The sequence below is a fragment of the Gimesia alba genome (assembly GCF_007744675.1).
GTDB lineage: Bacteria > Planctomycetota > Planctomycetia > Planctomycetales > Planctomycetaceae > Gimesia > Gimesia alba.
The window spans coordinates 4,723,963-4,739,409 of sequence record NZ_CP036269.1 but is presented as its reverse complement, the minus strand read 5'-3'; the positions used below and the strand labels follow the sequence as shown (position 1 = coordinate 4,739,409).

General features: G+C 49.5%; 16 protein-coding genes. 10 read left to right on the top strand and 6 right to left on the bottom strand.

The window, feature by feature from the left end:
* Positions 1-302 precede the first annotated feature (302 nt).
* The 4 genes from Pan241w_RS17620 to Pan241w_RS17605 all read right to left on the bottom strand — a co-directional run bounded on the left by Pan241w_RS17620 (position 303) and on the right by Pan241w_RS17605 (position 5,164).
* Complete coding sequence (locus Pan241w_RS17620; RefSeq protein WP_145218385.1) at positions 303-839, bottom strand: hypothetical protein; 537 nt, start codon at positions 837-839, stop codon at positions 303-305.
* Between the two features lie 272 nt (positions 840-1,111).
* The gene (locus Pan241w_RS17615; RefSeq protein WP_145218383.1) at positions 1,112-2,245 is read right to left on the bottom strand and encodes an NPCBM/NEW2 domain-containing protein; all 1,134 of its coding nucleotides are present in this window, start codon (positions 2,243-2,245) and stop codon (positions 1,112-1,114) included.
* 73 nt (positions 2,246-2,318) lie between these two features.
* Positions 2,319-3,467, bottom strand: a complete 1,149-nt coding sequence (locus Pan241w_RS17610) for an NPCBM/NEW2 domain-containing protein (protein WP_145218381.1) — start codon at positions 3,465-3,467, stop codon at positions 2,319-2,321.
* Positions 3,468-3,613: 146 nt separating this feature from the next.
* On the bottom strand, positions 3,614-5,164 hold the full coding sequence (locus tag Pan241w_RS17605; RefSeq protein ID WP_145218380.1) for a phytoene desaturase family protein: 1,551 nt from the start codon (positions 5,162-5,164) through the stop codon (positions 3,614-3,616).
* 803 nt (positions 5,165-5,967) lie between these two features.
* Here Pan241w_RS17605 and Pan241w_RS29445 point away from each other — a divergent pair.
* The 9 genes from Pan241w_RS29445 (at position 5,968) to Pan241w_RS17565 (ending at position 12,792) form a co-directional block, all read left to right on the top strand.
* Positions 5,968-6,123 (top strand): DUF5993 family protein, encoded by a 156-nt coding sequence (locus Pan241w_RS29445; protein ID WP_197999994.1) that lies wholly within the window; start codon positions 5,968-5,970, stop codon positions 6,121-6,123.
* 13 nt (positions 6,124-6,136) lie between these two features.
* The gene (locus tag Pan241w_RS17600) at positions 6,137-6,721 is read left to right on the top strand and encodes a disulfide bond formation protein B (RefSeq protein ID WP_145218378.1); all 585 of its coding nucleotides are present in this window, start codon (positions 6,137-6,139) and stop codon (positions 6,719-6,721) included.
* 65 nt (positions 6,722-6,786) lie between these two features.
* On the top strand, positions 6,787-7,146 hold the full coding sequence (locus tag Pan241w_RS17595; protein WP_145218376.1) for a cupin domain-containing protein: 360 nt from the start codon (positions 6,787-6,789) through the stop codon (positions 7,144-7,146).
* Positions 7,147-7,193: 47 nt separating this feature from the next.
* The gene (locus Pan241w_RS17590; RefSeq protein WP_145218374.1) at positions 7,194-7,856 is read left to right on the top strand and encodes a hypothetical protein; all 663 of its coding nucleotides are present in this window, start codon (positions 7,194-7,196) and stop codon (positions 7,854-7,856) included.
* Positions 7,857-8,186: 330 nt separating this feature from the next.
* The gene (locus tag Pan241w_RS17585; RefSeq protein WP_145218372.1) at positions 8,187-9,533 is read left to right on the top strand and encodes a DUF1501 domain-containing protein; all 1,347 of its coding nucleotides are present in this window, start codon (positions 8,187-8,189) and stop codon (positions 9,531-9,533) included.
* A gap of 141 nt (positions 9,534-9,674) precedes the next feature.
* The gene (locus Pan241w_RS17580; RefSeq protein ID WP_145218370.1) at positions 9,675-10,214 is read left to right on the top strand and encodes an SMI1/KNR4 family protein; all 540 of its coding nucleotides are present in this window, start codon (positions 9,675-9,677) and stop codon (positions 10,212-10,214) included.
* A 117-nt stretch (positions 10,215-10,331) separates the two neighbouring features.
* Positions 10,332-11,555, top strand: coding sequence for a winged helix-turn-helix domain-containing protein (locus Pan241w_RS17575; protein ID WP_315940496.1), 1,224 nt, complete (start codon positions 10,332-10,334; stop codon positions 11,553-11,555).
* 319 nt (positions 11,556-11,874) lie between these two features.
* Positions 11,875-12,399 carry an RDD family protein gene (locus Pan241w_RS17570; protein WP_145218366.1) on the top strand — a complete coding sequence of 175 codons (525 nt, stop codon included), beginning with the start codon at positions 11,875-11,877 and terminating at the stop codon, positions 12,397-12,399.
* Between the two features lie 60 nt (positions 12,400-12,459).
* Positions 12,460-12,792 (top strand): hypothetical protein, encoded by a 333-nt coding sequence (locus tag Pan241w_RS17565; protein WP_145218364.1) that lies wholly within the window; start codon positions 12,460-12,462, stop codon positions 12,790-12,792.
* Between the two features lie 594 nt (positions 12,793-13,386).
* Here Pan241w_RS17565 and Pan241w_RS17560 read toward each other — a convergent pair.
* Positions 13,387-13,638, bottom strand: a complete 252-nt coding sequence (locus tag Pan241w_RS17560; RefSeq protein WP_145218362.1) for a hypothetical protein — start codon at positions 13,636-13,638, stop codon at positions 13,387-13,389.
* A gap of 537 nt (positions 13,639-14,175) precedes the next feature.
* Here Pan241w_RS17560 and Pan241w_RS17555 point away from each other — a divergent pair.
* On the top strand, positions 14,176-14,613 hold the full coding sequence (locus tag Pan241w_RS17555) for a hypothetical protein (RefSeq protein WP_145218360.1): 438 nt from the start codon (positions 14,176-14,178) through the stop codon (positions 14,611-14,613).
* Between the two features lie 121 nt (positions 14,614-14,734).
* Here the strand turns inward: Pan241w_RS17555 and Pan241w_RS17550 are convergent, their stop codons facing one another.
* Positions 14,735-15,442, bottom strand: a complete 708-nt coding sequence (locus tag Pan241w_RS17550; protein ID WP_145218358.1) for a DNA alkylation repair protein — start codon at positions 15,440-15,442, stop codon at positions 14,735-14,737.
* Positions 15,443-15,447 lie beyond the last annotated feature (5 nt).

Below are 15,447 nucleotides of genomic sequence, written 5' to 3'. Positions count from 1 at the left end.
AGTCCTGTCCCTTTCTCATGTGCTGGCGGGGCTAGGTAGAGTTTATTTAATAGTTCTGATCCTGATTTTGAGTTCGACAGAGTTAGCGATGTAAGAATACGTCTTGTCCGACAATGTGATGTCGCCCTTGTATACTGGACTATGACCGCAGAAAAGACCCATTAGCCGCAGGGCGTTAGCCCCGGTTTATACCAACTTCGGTAAACGTCGCTTTTCTGAGAATCACCCTCAAAACGAGTCAATAAACGCTAGCTAGGTGTCTGCCACCAATGATCTCTCCCTATTTTAAAGTAGTTCTGTATTCATGGTAACTGAATATTGAAAACCAAATCTTTGTTGTCAGTCATCTGATTACCGGCAAGGGTCATTTTGATCTTCTTTGATTTTGGAGCCCAGTTACAGAAGAGTAATACTTCAGTAATCGCCTCCGAGGGGAGAAGTTGCCGCTTAAGGTTCCGACCATCGAGGTCAGAGCGAATCGGTACAACAGTTGAAGTGTTGCCATGCTCATCTCTGATAAAGGAAAAGAAGTCTGTAGAACCGACATCAGACCATTCAGGAGCAAAAGAGTGATACCATAACCTTTTTTGCTCTTGTAAATTATGAATCTTTAAGGATACTTGAAAAGCAGTTTCTACTGAAGAATTCATAACGATTTCAGTTTTGAAATCAGTGATTGCAATTGCGAATTGATCAGACTGGTAGAAGTTTCCATCAACTACAATCTGCCCATTACTGCTTGCAAAAACATTTTTTGGCTCAGTAAATTTACAATAGACCATGAATGAAATGGCAAAGAGAGCAAATAAGTAAAGTGGTGTGCGGAATGCTGGTTTCATATTATCAAAGCCTGTTGATTTTTATAGCTCGTCCGAGTCATCAATATCATAGATCGCTTTAAAATCATCTATGATTCGAAGCGTCTGGCTGACTTCATCGATAGTAACACCTCTCTAGATAAACTAGCCTATCAAAGTCTCACGCTTATTATTATGGTTTTTCAGCGATGATAGGTGGATTTGACCCCAATATCGTTTTCACAACAATACCACCTGAAACATGTTAGGACTCGACAGTACCACTCAGTCGCTACCCCTATAATCACCAAGCTCTATTTCAAAACGTGTGGATCAAGCCAGACGGCATGTGCTCCCCGATTAATTCCTGGCGTTTCCGTTCGAATTTCGAGTCGAGTAATGTTTTTGACAGAAACTTTACAGAAGACCACGTCCTTATCAAGTCGAATTGGGATGGATTTCCAGAGAACTCTGTTATCTCCCAACACTGTGAAGGTAACTGTACTGTTAAATTGAGTTTTAGCGTCTTTGAGGGCCACACCGGTCACAAAAGTATTGTATTGACCATCCAGTTGGTAACACACGCGCGCGAAACCTCTACTTGGTGGAACGAGTCCCAGACCATTGGGGAACTCAATCTGATTGACCGTAAATCTTCCGCCACTTCCAGGATCACCATTCTTTCCGAAAGGCCACCCACCTGAAATGACATCCTGTTCCTGCATGTGATTCAGATACCGCAGGGGCATCTCGCTTAACTTTTCATTGAGCGTCGTTCTATCTTCTCCGAATGATTGATTCCACGCTCGACTATACAAGTCATAAGCGTGCAATTCTAATTCTCGCTTTGTCAAACCTTTCTCTTTCTCAGCTAATTGATACCAGCCATTGGCAACCTCCAGTAGCGCGCCTTGTTTGTTTGAGTTCGCAAGTTCCTGCTTAGCCAGGGTTCGAAATTCCGTATCCTCGCCTCTGGCAAGCCAGACAAGCCCCTGTTTCCAGTCATTCAACTTTAAGGCGAGAAACTGTCCATATAGAAAAGCCGATTTTGCGTCGTTCGGATTCTGTTGCAGTGTTTTATGAAATCTTTCCACGTTGCGATATTCGCGAACCAGCATTCCACAGCGCTGTTTTAAACTGTTCGCCAGTGTAAATGCGTGGTTGTTTCCTGCTGATTTCCCCGCTTTGACGGCTAAAGCCGCGATTTTCAGTGCTGACGAATAATCACCTGCTTTGATCGCAGCCTGGCTGGTTTCGATCGCTTCAAACGCCAGTTCTTTCACAGATCCTGATCTCGAGTCCTGTAACAGTTGCTTGTATTTCTCAGCGAAATCGACTTTCTCTGCAGGGGGAAACGCCTGCAGGGTTTGAGCCCCGCCTGGAATGACTAAAGTACACAACACAACAAAGAATGTGTGAACGGGAAACTGATTTTTAAGCGTGAACATGTTTAATTCCAATCGAGAGTCTTGTCTGGCGTCGGTATAAATTAAAAAAGAGCACAGATTCTATTTTTCAGGTCTATTTTAAAACCCGTGGGGCAAGCCAGACAGCATGTGCTCCCGTAGCAATCCCCGGCGATTTAGTTTGAATTTCCAGCCTTTTAATATTCTTGACAGAAACATTACAGAAGACCACGTCCCCTCGAAATCGGATGAGCGGTGATTTCCAGAGAACCCTGTCATCTCCTATCACCGTAAAAGTTACTGAACGGCGAACTTCAGAAGAATGATCCATGAGGGCGACACCAGTCGCAAAGGTTTTGTATTGACCATCTAATTGAAAACGCACGCGTGCAAAACCATGATTTGGTGGATGTAGTCCCAGACCATTGGGATACTCAACATGATTGATTGTAAACATTCCCGCACCATTTCCACTCTCTCCGTTTTTTCCGAAGGGCCACGCACCTGGAATGACATCCTGTTCCTGCATGTGATTCAGATACCGCAGAGGCATCTCGTTCAACTTCTCATTAATCGCCATTCGATCTGTTCCAATTGAGTCCGCCCACGCGTGGCTGTATAAATCATACGCGTGCAGTTCCAATTCCTGCTTTGTCGAACCTTTCTCTTTACTGGCTAATTGAAACCAGCCATTGGCAACCACCAGCAGCGCGCCTTGATTGTTTGAGTTCGCAAGCTCCTGTTTCGCCAGAGTTCGATATGCCGCATCCTCGCCTCTGGCGAGCCAGACAAGCCCCTGTTTCCAGTTGTTCAACTTTAAGGCGACAAATTTTCCATATAGAAAAGCCGCGTTTGCATCATTCGGATTCTGTTGCAGGTTTTTATGAAATTTTTCCACGTCGCGATATTCGCGAACGAGCATCACGCAGCGCTGTCTTAAACTGTTTGCCAGCGTAGTGGCGTGGTTGTTTCCTGAGGTCTTCCCAAGTTTGACAGCGAGAGCTGCAATCTTCACTGCTGCCGAATAATCGCCTGCTTTGATCGCGGCCTGACTGGCTTCGATCGCGTCAAACGCCACTTCTTTCAGATATCCTCTGGAAGGGGCTGATTTGGATTCCTGTAACAGCTGTTTGTATTTCTCAGAGAAATCGATGTTCTCTGCAGGGGGAAACGCCTTCAGAACCTGTGTCCCGCCCGGGATGACCAAAGTACACAACACAACAAAGAACGTGTGAACGAGAAACTGACTTTTAAGCGTGAACATTTCTAAATCCGGTCGAGAGTCTTTTTATACGTCTGTGCCACATAAACAAAAGGTGCTGTCTCTATCGTAAGGGAACCGTTCAGGCTTTCCAACCTCTGATCAACGAATTTAACGGGGATTTCGCATTTGGGTAGATGAACGCTGCTTTAGCCACCCAGATGCTTAATCATTTTCGGATCGATGCTTGTGGCGCACAGCAGCCCGCCCCACAGCGCGCCGGGAATGCCGGGAGAGAAGACGTCCTGTCCGGTCAGATAGAGACCTTTGAGCGGCGTCTGCATGCGCAGCGCATCCGACATCAGGCGCTGCGGCGTTACGTCGAGACCGTAGAAAGCGCCTTTTGTATGACCGGTGATGAATGCCGTTGCCAGCGGAGTCGCGACTTCGCGAAAGACGACCAGTTCTGCGAGTTGGGGAAAATAGTGCTTGAACTGTGCAAACAGTGCTGTCTCGACCTGGTGTTTGAAATTCTGATAGTCATCGCCGCGTTGGTCGGGCGGGAGAGCGGCCCAACGTTCAACGGTCGACCAGTCTGCCCAGGCAATGATTTCTCCCGCATGTTTTTGATCGGGGCCCGGATCGTGTGCGGGATCTTTCAACGAAGCGAACGAGACGAACATCGCAGGGGGCGAGTCGTGGAACACGTCGGTCCAGACGGCGTCTGTTTCGCCTGTCGGATAAAGCCAGTGATTCGATTTCGTGGCCCCGGCTGATTCGATGTCGCCAGAGAAACCGAGGAACAGGGTAAAATGGCAGATGTTGGAGCCGAGCGAACGGATCGAATCTACCCACGCCTGCTGGCCGTGATCGTTCGGCAGCAGTCGGTCCACCGTCTCCCGTGCGCCGATATCGGAGATGACTTTGTCTGCGTTGATTTCTTCGCCATCCGAAGTCAAGACGCCGACGACGCGACCGTTTTCCAAACGCAGCGACTCAACGGTGACGCCCGCCCGTGCCTCTCCGCCTGCTGATGTGATTGTCTTCAGCAGATGTTCCGCGATCGAGGAGCCCCCGCCTTTGGGATAGAAACCGCCGTTTTCCAGATAGGACCCGATGACCGCCGCGTGATAAGCGAAACTGGCGGTGCCAGGTCGGCCGCCAAACGTGCCCCACTGTGCAGAGAAAACCGCAGCCAGCTCCGGATTGTCAGTCAGGTCATTGACGACTTCCGCGGTGGTGCGTTCACACCAGCGTTTGATCGACCGGCGATTCCACCATTTCAGTACTGCACCAATCGCCGCCGGCATCGCCCGCGCCCGGGTGAGGTTGGTCAGCGCCTCCTGGCCCTGTTGAATCGCGTGAAACCAGGCGTCGATGGCATCTCCTTCATTGGGAAAGCGTTCCTGCAAATCGAGCCTTTGAGCTGCGGTCGGTCGAGACAGCGAGATTGAGGGAGTGTCACCCATGTGAAGTGTGTCGTAGATCGTTCCCATCGATGCCAGTTCAATGGGGAAGTCCGCCAGCCAGTCGAGAATGGCTTTCTCCCGTTGATCCGGTCCCATACAGCCAAGATAGTGAATTCCGGCGGTCCATGAGAAACCATCGCGAGAAAACGTATGAGTCTGTCCGCCGAGGGAATCGTACTGTTCCAGCAGCAGCACTTTATGCCCCAGCCGCGAGAGGGCGGCGGCTGCCACCATTCCCCCCATGCCGGAACCGATGACAATGACTTCCCAGGTTGCTCGATTCGTGGTCATCGTTGCTATTCCTCTCACTTGTTTCGAGTTCTACTGGCATGGTTGTATTTTGCGCTGTACGTGCCGGTCTTACTCCATTATGCGGTGCATATCCGAGACTTTCAAATGAAGGAAACCAGTTCGGGTGTCAATCTCCAGAGTGAATGCGAACAGGTTCTGGTAATGTAGGGGCCGATTCATGTGTCGGACTGCCTGATGGGGAACAATAAACGGTCAAACTCTGAATGGGGCCAGTGAAGATTTTCTGAGAACCGGGTGGGACCGAATGCAATTCGGTCCGAGCGCAGCGAGCAGGAGGTCATTATGACGATACCGGTAGCACTGCCATCTCCTGATGTCTTTCGCGATCCCCCGTCTGTTTTTCAACGTAATCCAGGGAGTTCTTGAACGGTGAGTTTCTGCTGTTATACTGCATCTGAACAAGGGGGTGCAGGTGGATCACAATTTCTGACGTGAATTGAAGATGCTCCAATGGAATCTGAAAAGCCAATTCGATATTCTCTGACTCGACGCCGGCAAACAATGCCGTCACGATAGAACGAGGTCATCAGATTCAGACAATTCTCGAAGACGAACAAATGGTTCAGTAAAACATGTACCAAACCAAATATCGGTGTCTGGTCCTTTAATCTTACCCGTTCGCAGAGTTCCAATGTGTTGCAAGTGTCTGTGGAACTTCAACTTGTCCTACTTTGTGATTCTGTGATAGTATCCGGCTCGTTTAATACAAGTCGCATGAGATCGATCTACTTTCTGAATCCCATGTTGCGCAACCATTCCGATTGATCGGGAGAGCATTTCTTTTGGATACGCTGATCTTCCTGCTGATCCTGTTGACCTTCCTGGCGATGTGGATCCGGAAACGCTGGCTCGTTTATTCCCTGTTTCTGACCTCTCTGGTCGCGACCTTTCTCCTGTTCTTGTGTCATGCGTCGAATTCGCTGGAACTCAACTTCTGACCGGAGCGTTGCTATGAAGAAACACCTTGGTTTGTGGATCGCTCACTTCAATGTGCTGGTGGTCTGTCTGGTCCTGCTGGGCGCCTTCAGTATTCAGTTGATCGAACACGAAATTCCCTGCCCGCTCTGTATTCTGCAACGCATGGCGATGATGTTGTGTGCCCTGGGATCGACATATGTGATCCTGCAGTCAAGAGCCGGCGTGTTGTCGCTGAATGATTTCGCCGCGGGTTACGGCATGAGTATCCTGGGCGCGGTTTGCGGTGCGGCAATCTCGACACGCCAGATTCTGATTCACATTGTGCCCCCCGATCCCGGATACGGCGATCCGGTACTCGGCCTGCATTTATATACCTGGGCACTGGTAGTCTTCATGGTCGTGCTCATCGATAGTGGGCTGAATCTGATGTTTGCACGGGAATTGGTTTCGGAGTCACCGCTTGAATTCAATTGGCCCTCGAAAGCGATCGTTGGTTTGATGGGAGCCGTGATTCTGGCGAATACGATCAGTATCTTTTGCCAGGAAGGATTGCACTGGATCCTTCCCGACGATCCGACACGGTATGAATTGTTCTACGATCTCAGCCTTTTTTCGTGAGATGAAGTGATTTATGATTCTCATTCAATGGTTTCGGTTGGCCCTCTAATAGAAAGGAACACAGGATGACGGATGAACCTGAACCGCTGAAAGATGCCAGTCACCTGTATGAAGTTGAGCGGACAGAGTATCATGCCCAGCGCCCCGGCTTCCGCATTATTGAACTGCAAATATCCCCTACGCAAAATGTGCCCTGGCATTTTCACAGCCAGATTCAAGATACGTTTTACGTGATCGAAGGCGTACTCAAGATCTATCTACAAGATCCGCAGGAAGAAATTACTTTGAACGCGGGCGAGACCTATTCGGTGCAGCCCCGTCGTCCCCATCTGGTGACCAATGCCGCCACATCCTCGACCACGTTTCTCGTGCTGCAAGGCATCGGCGAATACGATTTTGTTCCGCTGAATGAAGAGGCTCATTAGCGTCTTCTCCCTTTCCTCTCAACGTAAATACAAAAGGCGTGAAGCCCATGTTTCGTAAGCTGGCCGACAAATTTAAAGAACTGACTGCCGTGCACGAGCATCAATTTGATCCGGCGACGCTGGACGATCCGATCGCGCTGAAAACAGAATGGTCGCCCCTCAAAGGGGGCGGGGCCAATTTCTGTACGCGGAAGCTGGTGCAGGTCTCGCCGCTGCGATATGAGTTCCGCGCTTCATTGGGGGCCAAGGCGTTTTACCTGATCTTCTTTTGTGTCGGTTTGCTTGTCGCGGGGATTGCCGTCTATGAAGCCATCGACAGCGGCAAAATCTTTACTTCGGAAGCGTTAATTCTGACCTCCGTCGGGCTGATCTTCACGCTGGCGGGCGGCCTGATGTTTTATTTCGGCACGAAGCCGGTCGTGTTTGATAAGCAGTACGAGTGTTTCTGGACAGGCAGGATTCCGACTGACGAATTGATGTATGCTACCGCCAACGAGTTGTTGATGCCGTTTAAGGAGATCCATGCGATTCAGCTGATTTCGGAGTATGTCAGTGGTAATAAAAGTTCGTATTACAGCTACGAAATGAATCTCGTCTCCACAGAGGGGGTGCGGACGAATGTCGTCGATCACGGCAAGCTGGACCAGATTCACGAAGATGCGAGAACGCTGTCCGAATTTTTGGAAGTGCCAATCTGGGATGGGATCTAAGGCAAACTGTTTCAGCTACCACGAAAAACACGAAACCATACGAACAGTTAACCGGTCGGCGGGTGGCACCGTTGGCTTGTCCAACGGTGAATGGGCCAGGCTGGAAATGGATTGACCCTGTTTGTGGTGAGCTTGAACTTCCCCTACAGAATCGGCACTGTCGGGCAAGCCGAGCAGTGGCACACGCAGGCGTGGGTGATTGAAATTGAGTGGATTCCGGTTCACCTCAAACAGTAAATATCGGTATCTTTTTATACATAGTCTGTGTATCATGTAGGACATTCAACGGAGTGTGGGTTTAAGTAGTCTTGGTTTTCTGGAACATGCATCATGCTGAGAATTGAAGGTCGTGCCACGAAATTCTGTGATCGGATCTCCCGCCGCTCTTTCATTCAGATTGGCGGGCTGGCGATGGGGGGCTTAACGTTGCCTCAATTGCTGCAGGCAGAGCAGCAGAACCAACGGCCTCAGTCTCACAAAGCGGTGATCATGATCTTCCTGAATGGAGGCCCGCCGCATCAGGACATGTTCGATTTGAAGCCTACAGCGCCCGCCGAAATTCGAGGTGAGTTCCAGCCCATTGCAACCAATGTGCCCGGCATCGAAATCAGCGAGTTGATGCCCCGCGTGGCGGGGATGATGGATCAATTCACCATCATCCGTTCCCTCGTTGGTTCGGAAGGTCGGCACGATTCCTTTCAATGCTGCACCGGCCATCGATTTCGAGATCCGAAACCTCAAGGGGGATGGCCGTCAATGGGTTCGGCCCTTTCCAAACTGCAGGGGGCCGTTGATCCTTCCGTGCCCCCTTATATCGACCTGTCGCAAAAGATGGCTCACGACCCCTACAACATTAAAGGCCCCGGCTTCCTGGGGATGGCACATTCACCGTTTCGCCCTGATGGCGAGGTGATGAGCAACATGACCCTGAATCAGATTTCCACAGTCCGCTTGCACGAGCGTACCAGTCTGCTGGAGAAACTCGATACGTTCCGGCGAAAGGTCGATCATAAATTAGCATCAGAGACCAGCGATAACTTTACCGAGCAGGCGTTAGGGGTATTGACTTCATCCCGGCTGGTGGAAGCGTTGGATCTGGAGAAAGTCGACCCGAAAGTTCGGGCCCGGTACGGAATCGACGATCCCAAAGTGCTCGGCTTTGATCCCAAGATGGGTTATCAGGCGCTGATGTCCCGATTTTTGCAGGCGCGGCGTGCTGTGGAAGCAGGGGCCCGGATGGTGACTTGCAGTTTCGCTGATTTCGACTACCACAGCGATAACTTTGGCAGAGGACGTAAAGTGATTCCTTTACTGGATCAGGGTGTGGCTGCCCTGGTCGAAGATCTGCACGAACGCGGCCTGGAGCAGGACGTGACGGTCATCGTCTGGGGCGAGTTTGGTCGGACTCCCAAGATCAATAAAAAAGCAGGTCGCGATCATTGGCCGCGCGTGCATGCCGGCCTGCTGGCGGGCGGTGGTATGCAAACCGGACAGGTGATCGGCTCGACGGATAAATGGGCCGAAGCAGCCGTCGACCGCCCCGTGCACATGCAGGACGTCTTCGCCACGCTCTATCACAACCTGGGCATTGATACTGTCACTACTACAATCCCAGACAACAATGGCCGGCCGCAATATCTGATAGAACGCCAGGAACCGATTCGAGAACTGATCTGACGGCAATCGGTTGTGTTGCCTGTGTGTAACCCGACGCTGTGCAGAATATTCTTTATCAATCAGGAGCAGGTGCCAAAAACTTAAAAGGGGGCAGGACTGAATGGTACTGCCCCCTTTTTAATCGTCCAAAGAAATGAAAAAATGAACCCAGATCTCAAATTACTCTCAGAACTCGTCCCGCCTCCCACCTCACCTGTGTGCGCAGATTCTGGTTGGCAAGAAGTCGAAACAAAACTGGGGGTAGAACTGCCCAGTGATTATAAAGCCTTCGTTTCGATTTATGGGTCTGGATCTTTGCAGGCAATTATTCACATTGTGAACTACTCGGACAATCGCGTGTCTTCTGAAGAACTGATTTCGGTTGTATTTTCACAGCTTGAGTCCTACAAGGATTCTGGCAAATGCGAGGAATTCAAAGCATTTCCTGAAGAAGGAGGACTGTTGCCATTTGCCAGCACTGACGATGGCAATTACTTGTTCTGGAAAACAAAAGAGACATCGCAACAGTGGGCTGTCGCTGCGTATGACTTTACGTCAGGGACTATCGTGTATGTACCTGACATGGGCATGGTGAATTGTCTTCTTAGACTTGTCCAAAAAGATAATCCGTTTGGAGATCGATTCTGTAATATCGAAAACTTTAACCCCCCTTGCACTTTCGTGCCTTGGCAGGGAGAATGATTCCTGACCCCTTTTTGTGATCCCGCAGGCTGGGAATTGAAAACGGGGTTTGCCCCCTTTCAGGTTCCCCTTACTTGAGGTTTCACACTTCGTTTTCTACGCTCACGTTGATATGTCATGCGCTATTGTACTATGCTTAGGCAGGTACAGAATGAACATAGTCTGTTTGTGTCGATCATTTATTCTTTTAGGTTCAATAAAATCACAGGGATGAAAACGATCGAGTTGCCATTGAAGTCTGCACAGCGTTTGATGGTGGCGAGTCAGAAGCTGACAGGACCCGCATTAGATCCCGTGGAAATCATTGAGCATTTGGGGTACGTTCAGATTGACACCATCTCTGTCGTCGAACGTGCCCATCATCATGTGTTTTGGAGTCGAAATCAAAAATACAGTCCAGTTGACCTGGACCTTCTCATTAAATCACGAGACGCGTTTGAGTACTGGAGTCATGCTGCCTCTTACCTGCCTATGAAAGACTACCGGTATTCTCTACCACTGAAACGAGAATTTCAGAAACGCGAGACATCCTGGTATCCCAAAGACCTGAAAATGATGAAACAGGTTTTAACCAGGATACGCAAAGAAGGTCCACTTCGATCAAAAGACTTTGAGATGACAAAGAAGGGGAAATCGGGATGGTGGGATTGGAAACCAGCCAAAAAAGCGTTAGAGCGACTTTTTCTTGAAGGCAAGCTGGAAATCACTCGCCGTGAGGGATTCCAGAAAGTATACGATCTCCCCGAGAATGTGATTCCAGGTACTGTTGACACCACTCTACCGAGCGAAACCGACTATGCCCGATACCTGATTCAACGAACGCTTCAGCATCATGGCTTAGCCACTGTAAGCGAAATTGCCTACATGCGCAAGTCTCGAACCAAAACAACCGTTTTGACAACCCTCGACCAGATGCTAGCTGCTGACGAAATATCTCAAGTCTCTGTTGAAGGAGTTGAACAGACTTATTATGCCCTCAAACAATCACTGGAGAACATTCCCAGGGTCGGTCAAAAAATACACATCTTGTCACCGTTTGATAATTTGGTCATTCAAAGAAATAAGCTCATCACCTTATTTGATTTTGAGTATAAAATTGAATGCTATGTACCGGCGACAAAAAGAAAGTATGGGTATTTTTCTCTGCCTGTCCTCCAGGGCAGCCGATTTGTCGCCCGGATCGATTGCAAAGCGGATCGAACCAATCAACGGCTGATGATTCACTCAATTCACTACGAAAAAAACGTAGATCAGCTTTTATTACAGAAAATAATGGAATCAAAATTGGTAGCATTCGCCAAATTCAATGGCTGTAATGCGGTGGAGTACAACATGAAATGAGATATTCGCAACAATAAGAGACCTGGTCCATTATTGTTTTTTTTCCACTTGGAAAGCACCAGAAACCAGATCAGCCGCGCCGCGTTAGCCGCGGTTAAACCCGATTTTGGTAATGATTACGCAGCGGCTCTTCTCCTGCTTGACAAATTGGCCGTGATGATCAGGGAATCCACGGGGGAATAGATGCCTGAGAATCACCCTCAAAGTGATTCAATCAACAATCCCTGACGCCGAACCGCTTAGGATGCTTGATGTCTGATGTTGATTGCTTGAAAGGTGAACCTCGTTTGGTGTACGATGTCTAGACAAATGTCTGCATGTGGGTTCTGAGCATGCTGCTGTTATCGACCGACTCTTTCTTTCCAAACAGGCTGCCTTGATGCACGTAACCGATCCTTCCGTTGACCAACCCGACTCGCAGATTCCTGTGCCGCCGTATCCGAAAGATTCACCGCAGGGAATTATGGGCCGCCGATATATCGCGGGTTGTTTTGATAACCTGCTGGCGATGATTCTGGCTCTGGTGGTCGCGAATCAATTACCCGATTCGCAGCCTGCAATCCAGGTGGCTGTGATGGTGGCGACCTATCTGGCGTATTACCTGGTCTCGGAAGGCCTGTTCTATACCTCCCCGGTGAAATATCTGACCGGACTCACGATACGAAACTTCGACGGAGGTCCCAGCACGTTTCGTCAAACCATCATCCGTACGCTGATGCGTATTCTGGAAGTCAATCCGCTTCTTTTGGGTTGCATCCCCGCCGCACTGGCCATTTTCTTCACGCGAGACAAACAGCGCTTTGGCGATCAACTCGCGCGGACCGTGGTGGTGCGCAGAAAATAACCATGTACTGACACGACTGGAGAAGTCGCTTTTTTTCTCTACACGGAAACGGAATCACGTATGGCTCAAGTGACTGGAAAACAGATTACGAAATCGATTTGCCTGACTCTGATCGGTGCCGCACCAGGCACGATCTGGTTCTTCAACGTGGGAACCACACAGTCGATTGTCATCGGTTGTCTCGGTGCACTCATCGGCTTCGGCTTGTCTCTGCCGGGCGTATCCGCGGCTCGCGTCGCTGGCGGCACCGTCGGCATGATCGCCGCCAACAACGCACCCCGCCGCATGCAGGGGCAGATTATGGATACATTTGTGGGTGAAAAAGAAACGCCGGAGAGTCAACCAAACCCCGAATCAGATGACGAAGTGGATGAATCAAAACCGGAGACGTAAGAAGAGGTCGGAAAGTATTTGGGTATTGGTGGCGTGCCCGTTCAGCCTTACCCATCTATACTTTTAGCTCTTAGCCAGTTCAAGTTTTGGAGACAAAATTCACAATGAATCAAAGTAAACCAACCAAGTACGATGAGTTTATAAATTGGTTCAAAAATCATCGTTTGTTTCATTATATCATTCTCGCTGGTTATTGATTTTCCTGATTGGACAACTGTCTAGAGCTGTGTTAGACACGCAGTCCTTGTTTAATGGGGGGCGAAATAATCATCGCGAAATAGGAGGATATTAAAAGGGTCAGGACTCATATTATAGAGTCCTGACCCCTTTATTCTCTCTTGTTGAGTGAGGGCTCGCAACCCTGATATGAAATCGGCACTGTCGGACAAGCCGAGCAGTGGCACACGCTCGCGTGATCTGTCTGGAGAATGCATCTGAAGATTCCCGCGAATGAACCGGGGGATCTTTCTTACTCGGGAATTGTGCAGTGCTTTTGTAATCTAACAAACTATTCCACTGCGGGATGTTCATCTGCGTCGAATCTTCCCCCTTTAATCTTCGGAGAGCCCAACAGCAGTTTGAGCGGAAAACTGTTTAGAAATGTTCGATGCAGAATTCTGTGTATTTTTTAAATAAAAATTCCAACGAACCGTTGCTCTCAGCCACCGAAATCAAAGGAGAATAGAAAAGGTGTGCCCATTCTTCAAGTTCAGGATTTGCAGGGGGCCCATTAGGGTCATATACAATGGCGGCGGCTGGGCCAATGCTAATAACATAAAACATTAGCGAAAATGCAATTACATAACCCGATAGATGAATGAGTTTTGAACGCTTAGTTTCAGACATTGCGAAGCCCCCTGGGCATAGGAATCTGACAAACACATATTAAACGATTCAAGGCGAAAAGTCATCTAAATCTTAATCATGTTCAAAACAAGTCCAAAGGGAACTTAAAAAGAGACCGGGAAGGGTATGAAAAGGGGGCAGAAACAGAGTTCTGATTTCCTGTAATCTTCCCCCCTCTTATTGGCAACACGGCCACCGTTGATGGTGTGAAGCTCGTTGCTGGCTTGCTGGGGAGCAAAAAGAGCAGAACACGCATGGGACTCATGGATTCACTGAAGGATGTTCATCTGAGTCGGTTCGGTTCTATCTGGTAGGATTTGTTTTGACTGGTGTTGGTTGCTCCTGGGAGGAGCAAAAGCGCTGGCTGGCGCCGTGCCGCTCAGGGGGGGACGCTTTCTTTGCTCGCTCACTGTTGGCAAGCCAACAGTGCCACACCGAACGTTGATTGGGATCGGGGGGATACTGATTTGTTTGCTTTTACTGGGACTTCCTGCTCGCTGCGCTCGGCCCGGATGTGCATCCGGGCCCACCCCTTGTTTGTTTTCTCGGGAATTGTCTGCTTCGTTTGATGTTTTTTCATTTGGACTTTTATTTTGGATGGAAGGTTGCCAGGCGGGCGGTCCCATAGGGCCTCGCCCTACTTTTTTCTGGTATGTCATTGTGGAAGATTTTCTTGAAGGGCGTGGGGTGGTCAAGGGGGAGAGAAAAGAAATGGTTGGCGAAGGAGTGTTGATGTGTGTCGATGTGGTGACGAGCGTGGTTTGTTGTGTGGCCATTGTGCGGCGAAGTGTGTCGACCCGCATAACTTTTCGAGGTTGTTTTTTGCTAAAAGTGGCTGAAACAAGAGGGTTTTATGGTGCTGAATTTTTCAGTGCGTTCGGTTCTTCACCTGAACCAGTAGTGTTTTCGCGCGCGACGCATAACAGGGATGATCTTGATGTGCACGACGGCGTCAAGAGGATTTTTTTCAGGTAATACTCACTCTGGTCAGGTGAACTTCAGGAGGAAGAATCATAATGTCAGGATTGATCACGCTGACAGGCAGGCAGCCGGGGGCTCGGTTATGAAAATGGCTCCCGCGCTCTGCTTCGGAAACTCAGCACTTGGCGGTTTTTCGTTTCTTGCCGATCGTGCCTCGCTGCTCTACTTTCTGGATGTAGTCGACGGCGGAGGGGACGCTGCAGGATGTCTGGCCCATGTCGACGGTGACGGTGCCGATTTTCTTCGCGGTTTGAATGGCTGTTTTTGTCAGACTGTCGATATAGCTGCCTGTGGAAATGATAAAGTTATTCATCGCGTAGCGGAGCATGTTCGGTTGCTCGTGAATCGTTCGTTCGATCTGTTTCAACAGCTGTTTGATTTCTGTCAGATCCAGTTCGGAATCGTCTTTGATGGAGACGAGGCTGCAAAGAGTCATCCAACCCGCCTGGGCTTTGGCTTCTTTTTTGGCGGCAATCCATTCCAGCGCCAGATCGTGGCCAAAACGGCTTTCGGCAGTGACCCAGGCAACAGTGGAGCCGCTGATGGGCATACAGTTGGCTCGGGTGAGCCAGCGACGCAGATTGGTTTTTGTCATCTTGGCGTCATCGGCGATCAGGCCGGCGAGGTACTGTGCGTCGTAGATGCCGGTATCAAACAGATCGAGGGCGATCTGGTAATCCTGTTTGATCTGCTTCTGGATTTTCTTCAGGTCGGCCACTTTAACGCCGAGCACGGGGTCTTTGGCACCGTGGTTGATCAACACCTTTTTCGTGGAATCAGATCCCAGTTTTTCCAGTTGCGCTACGATTTCGGTTGCCGTCATCTTCG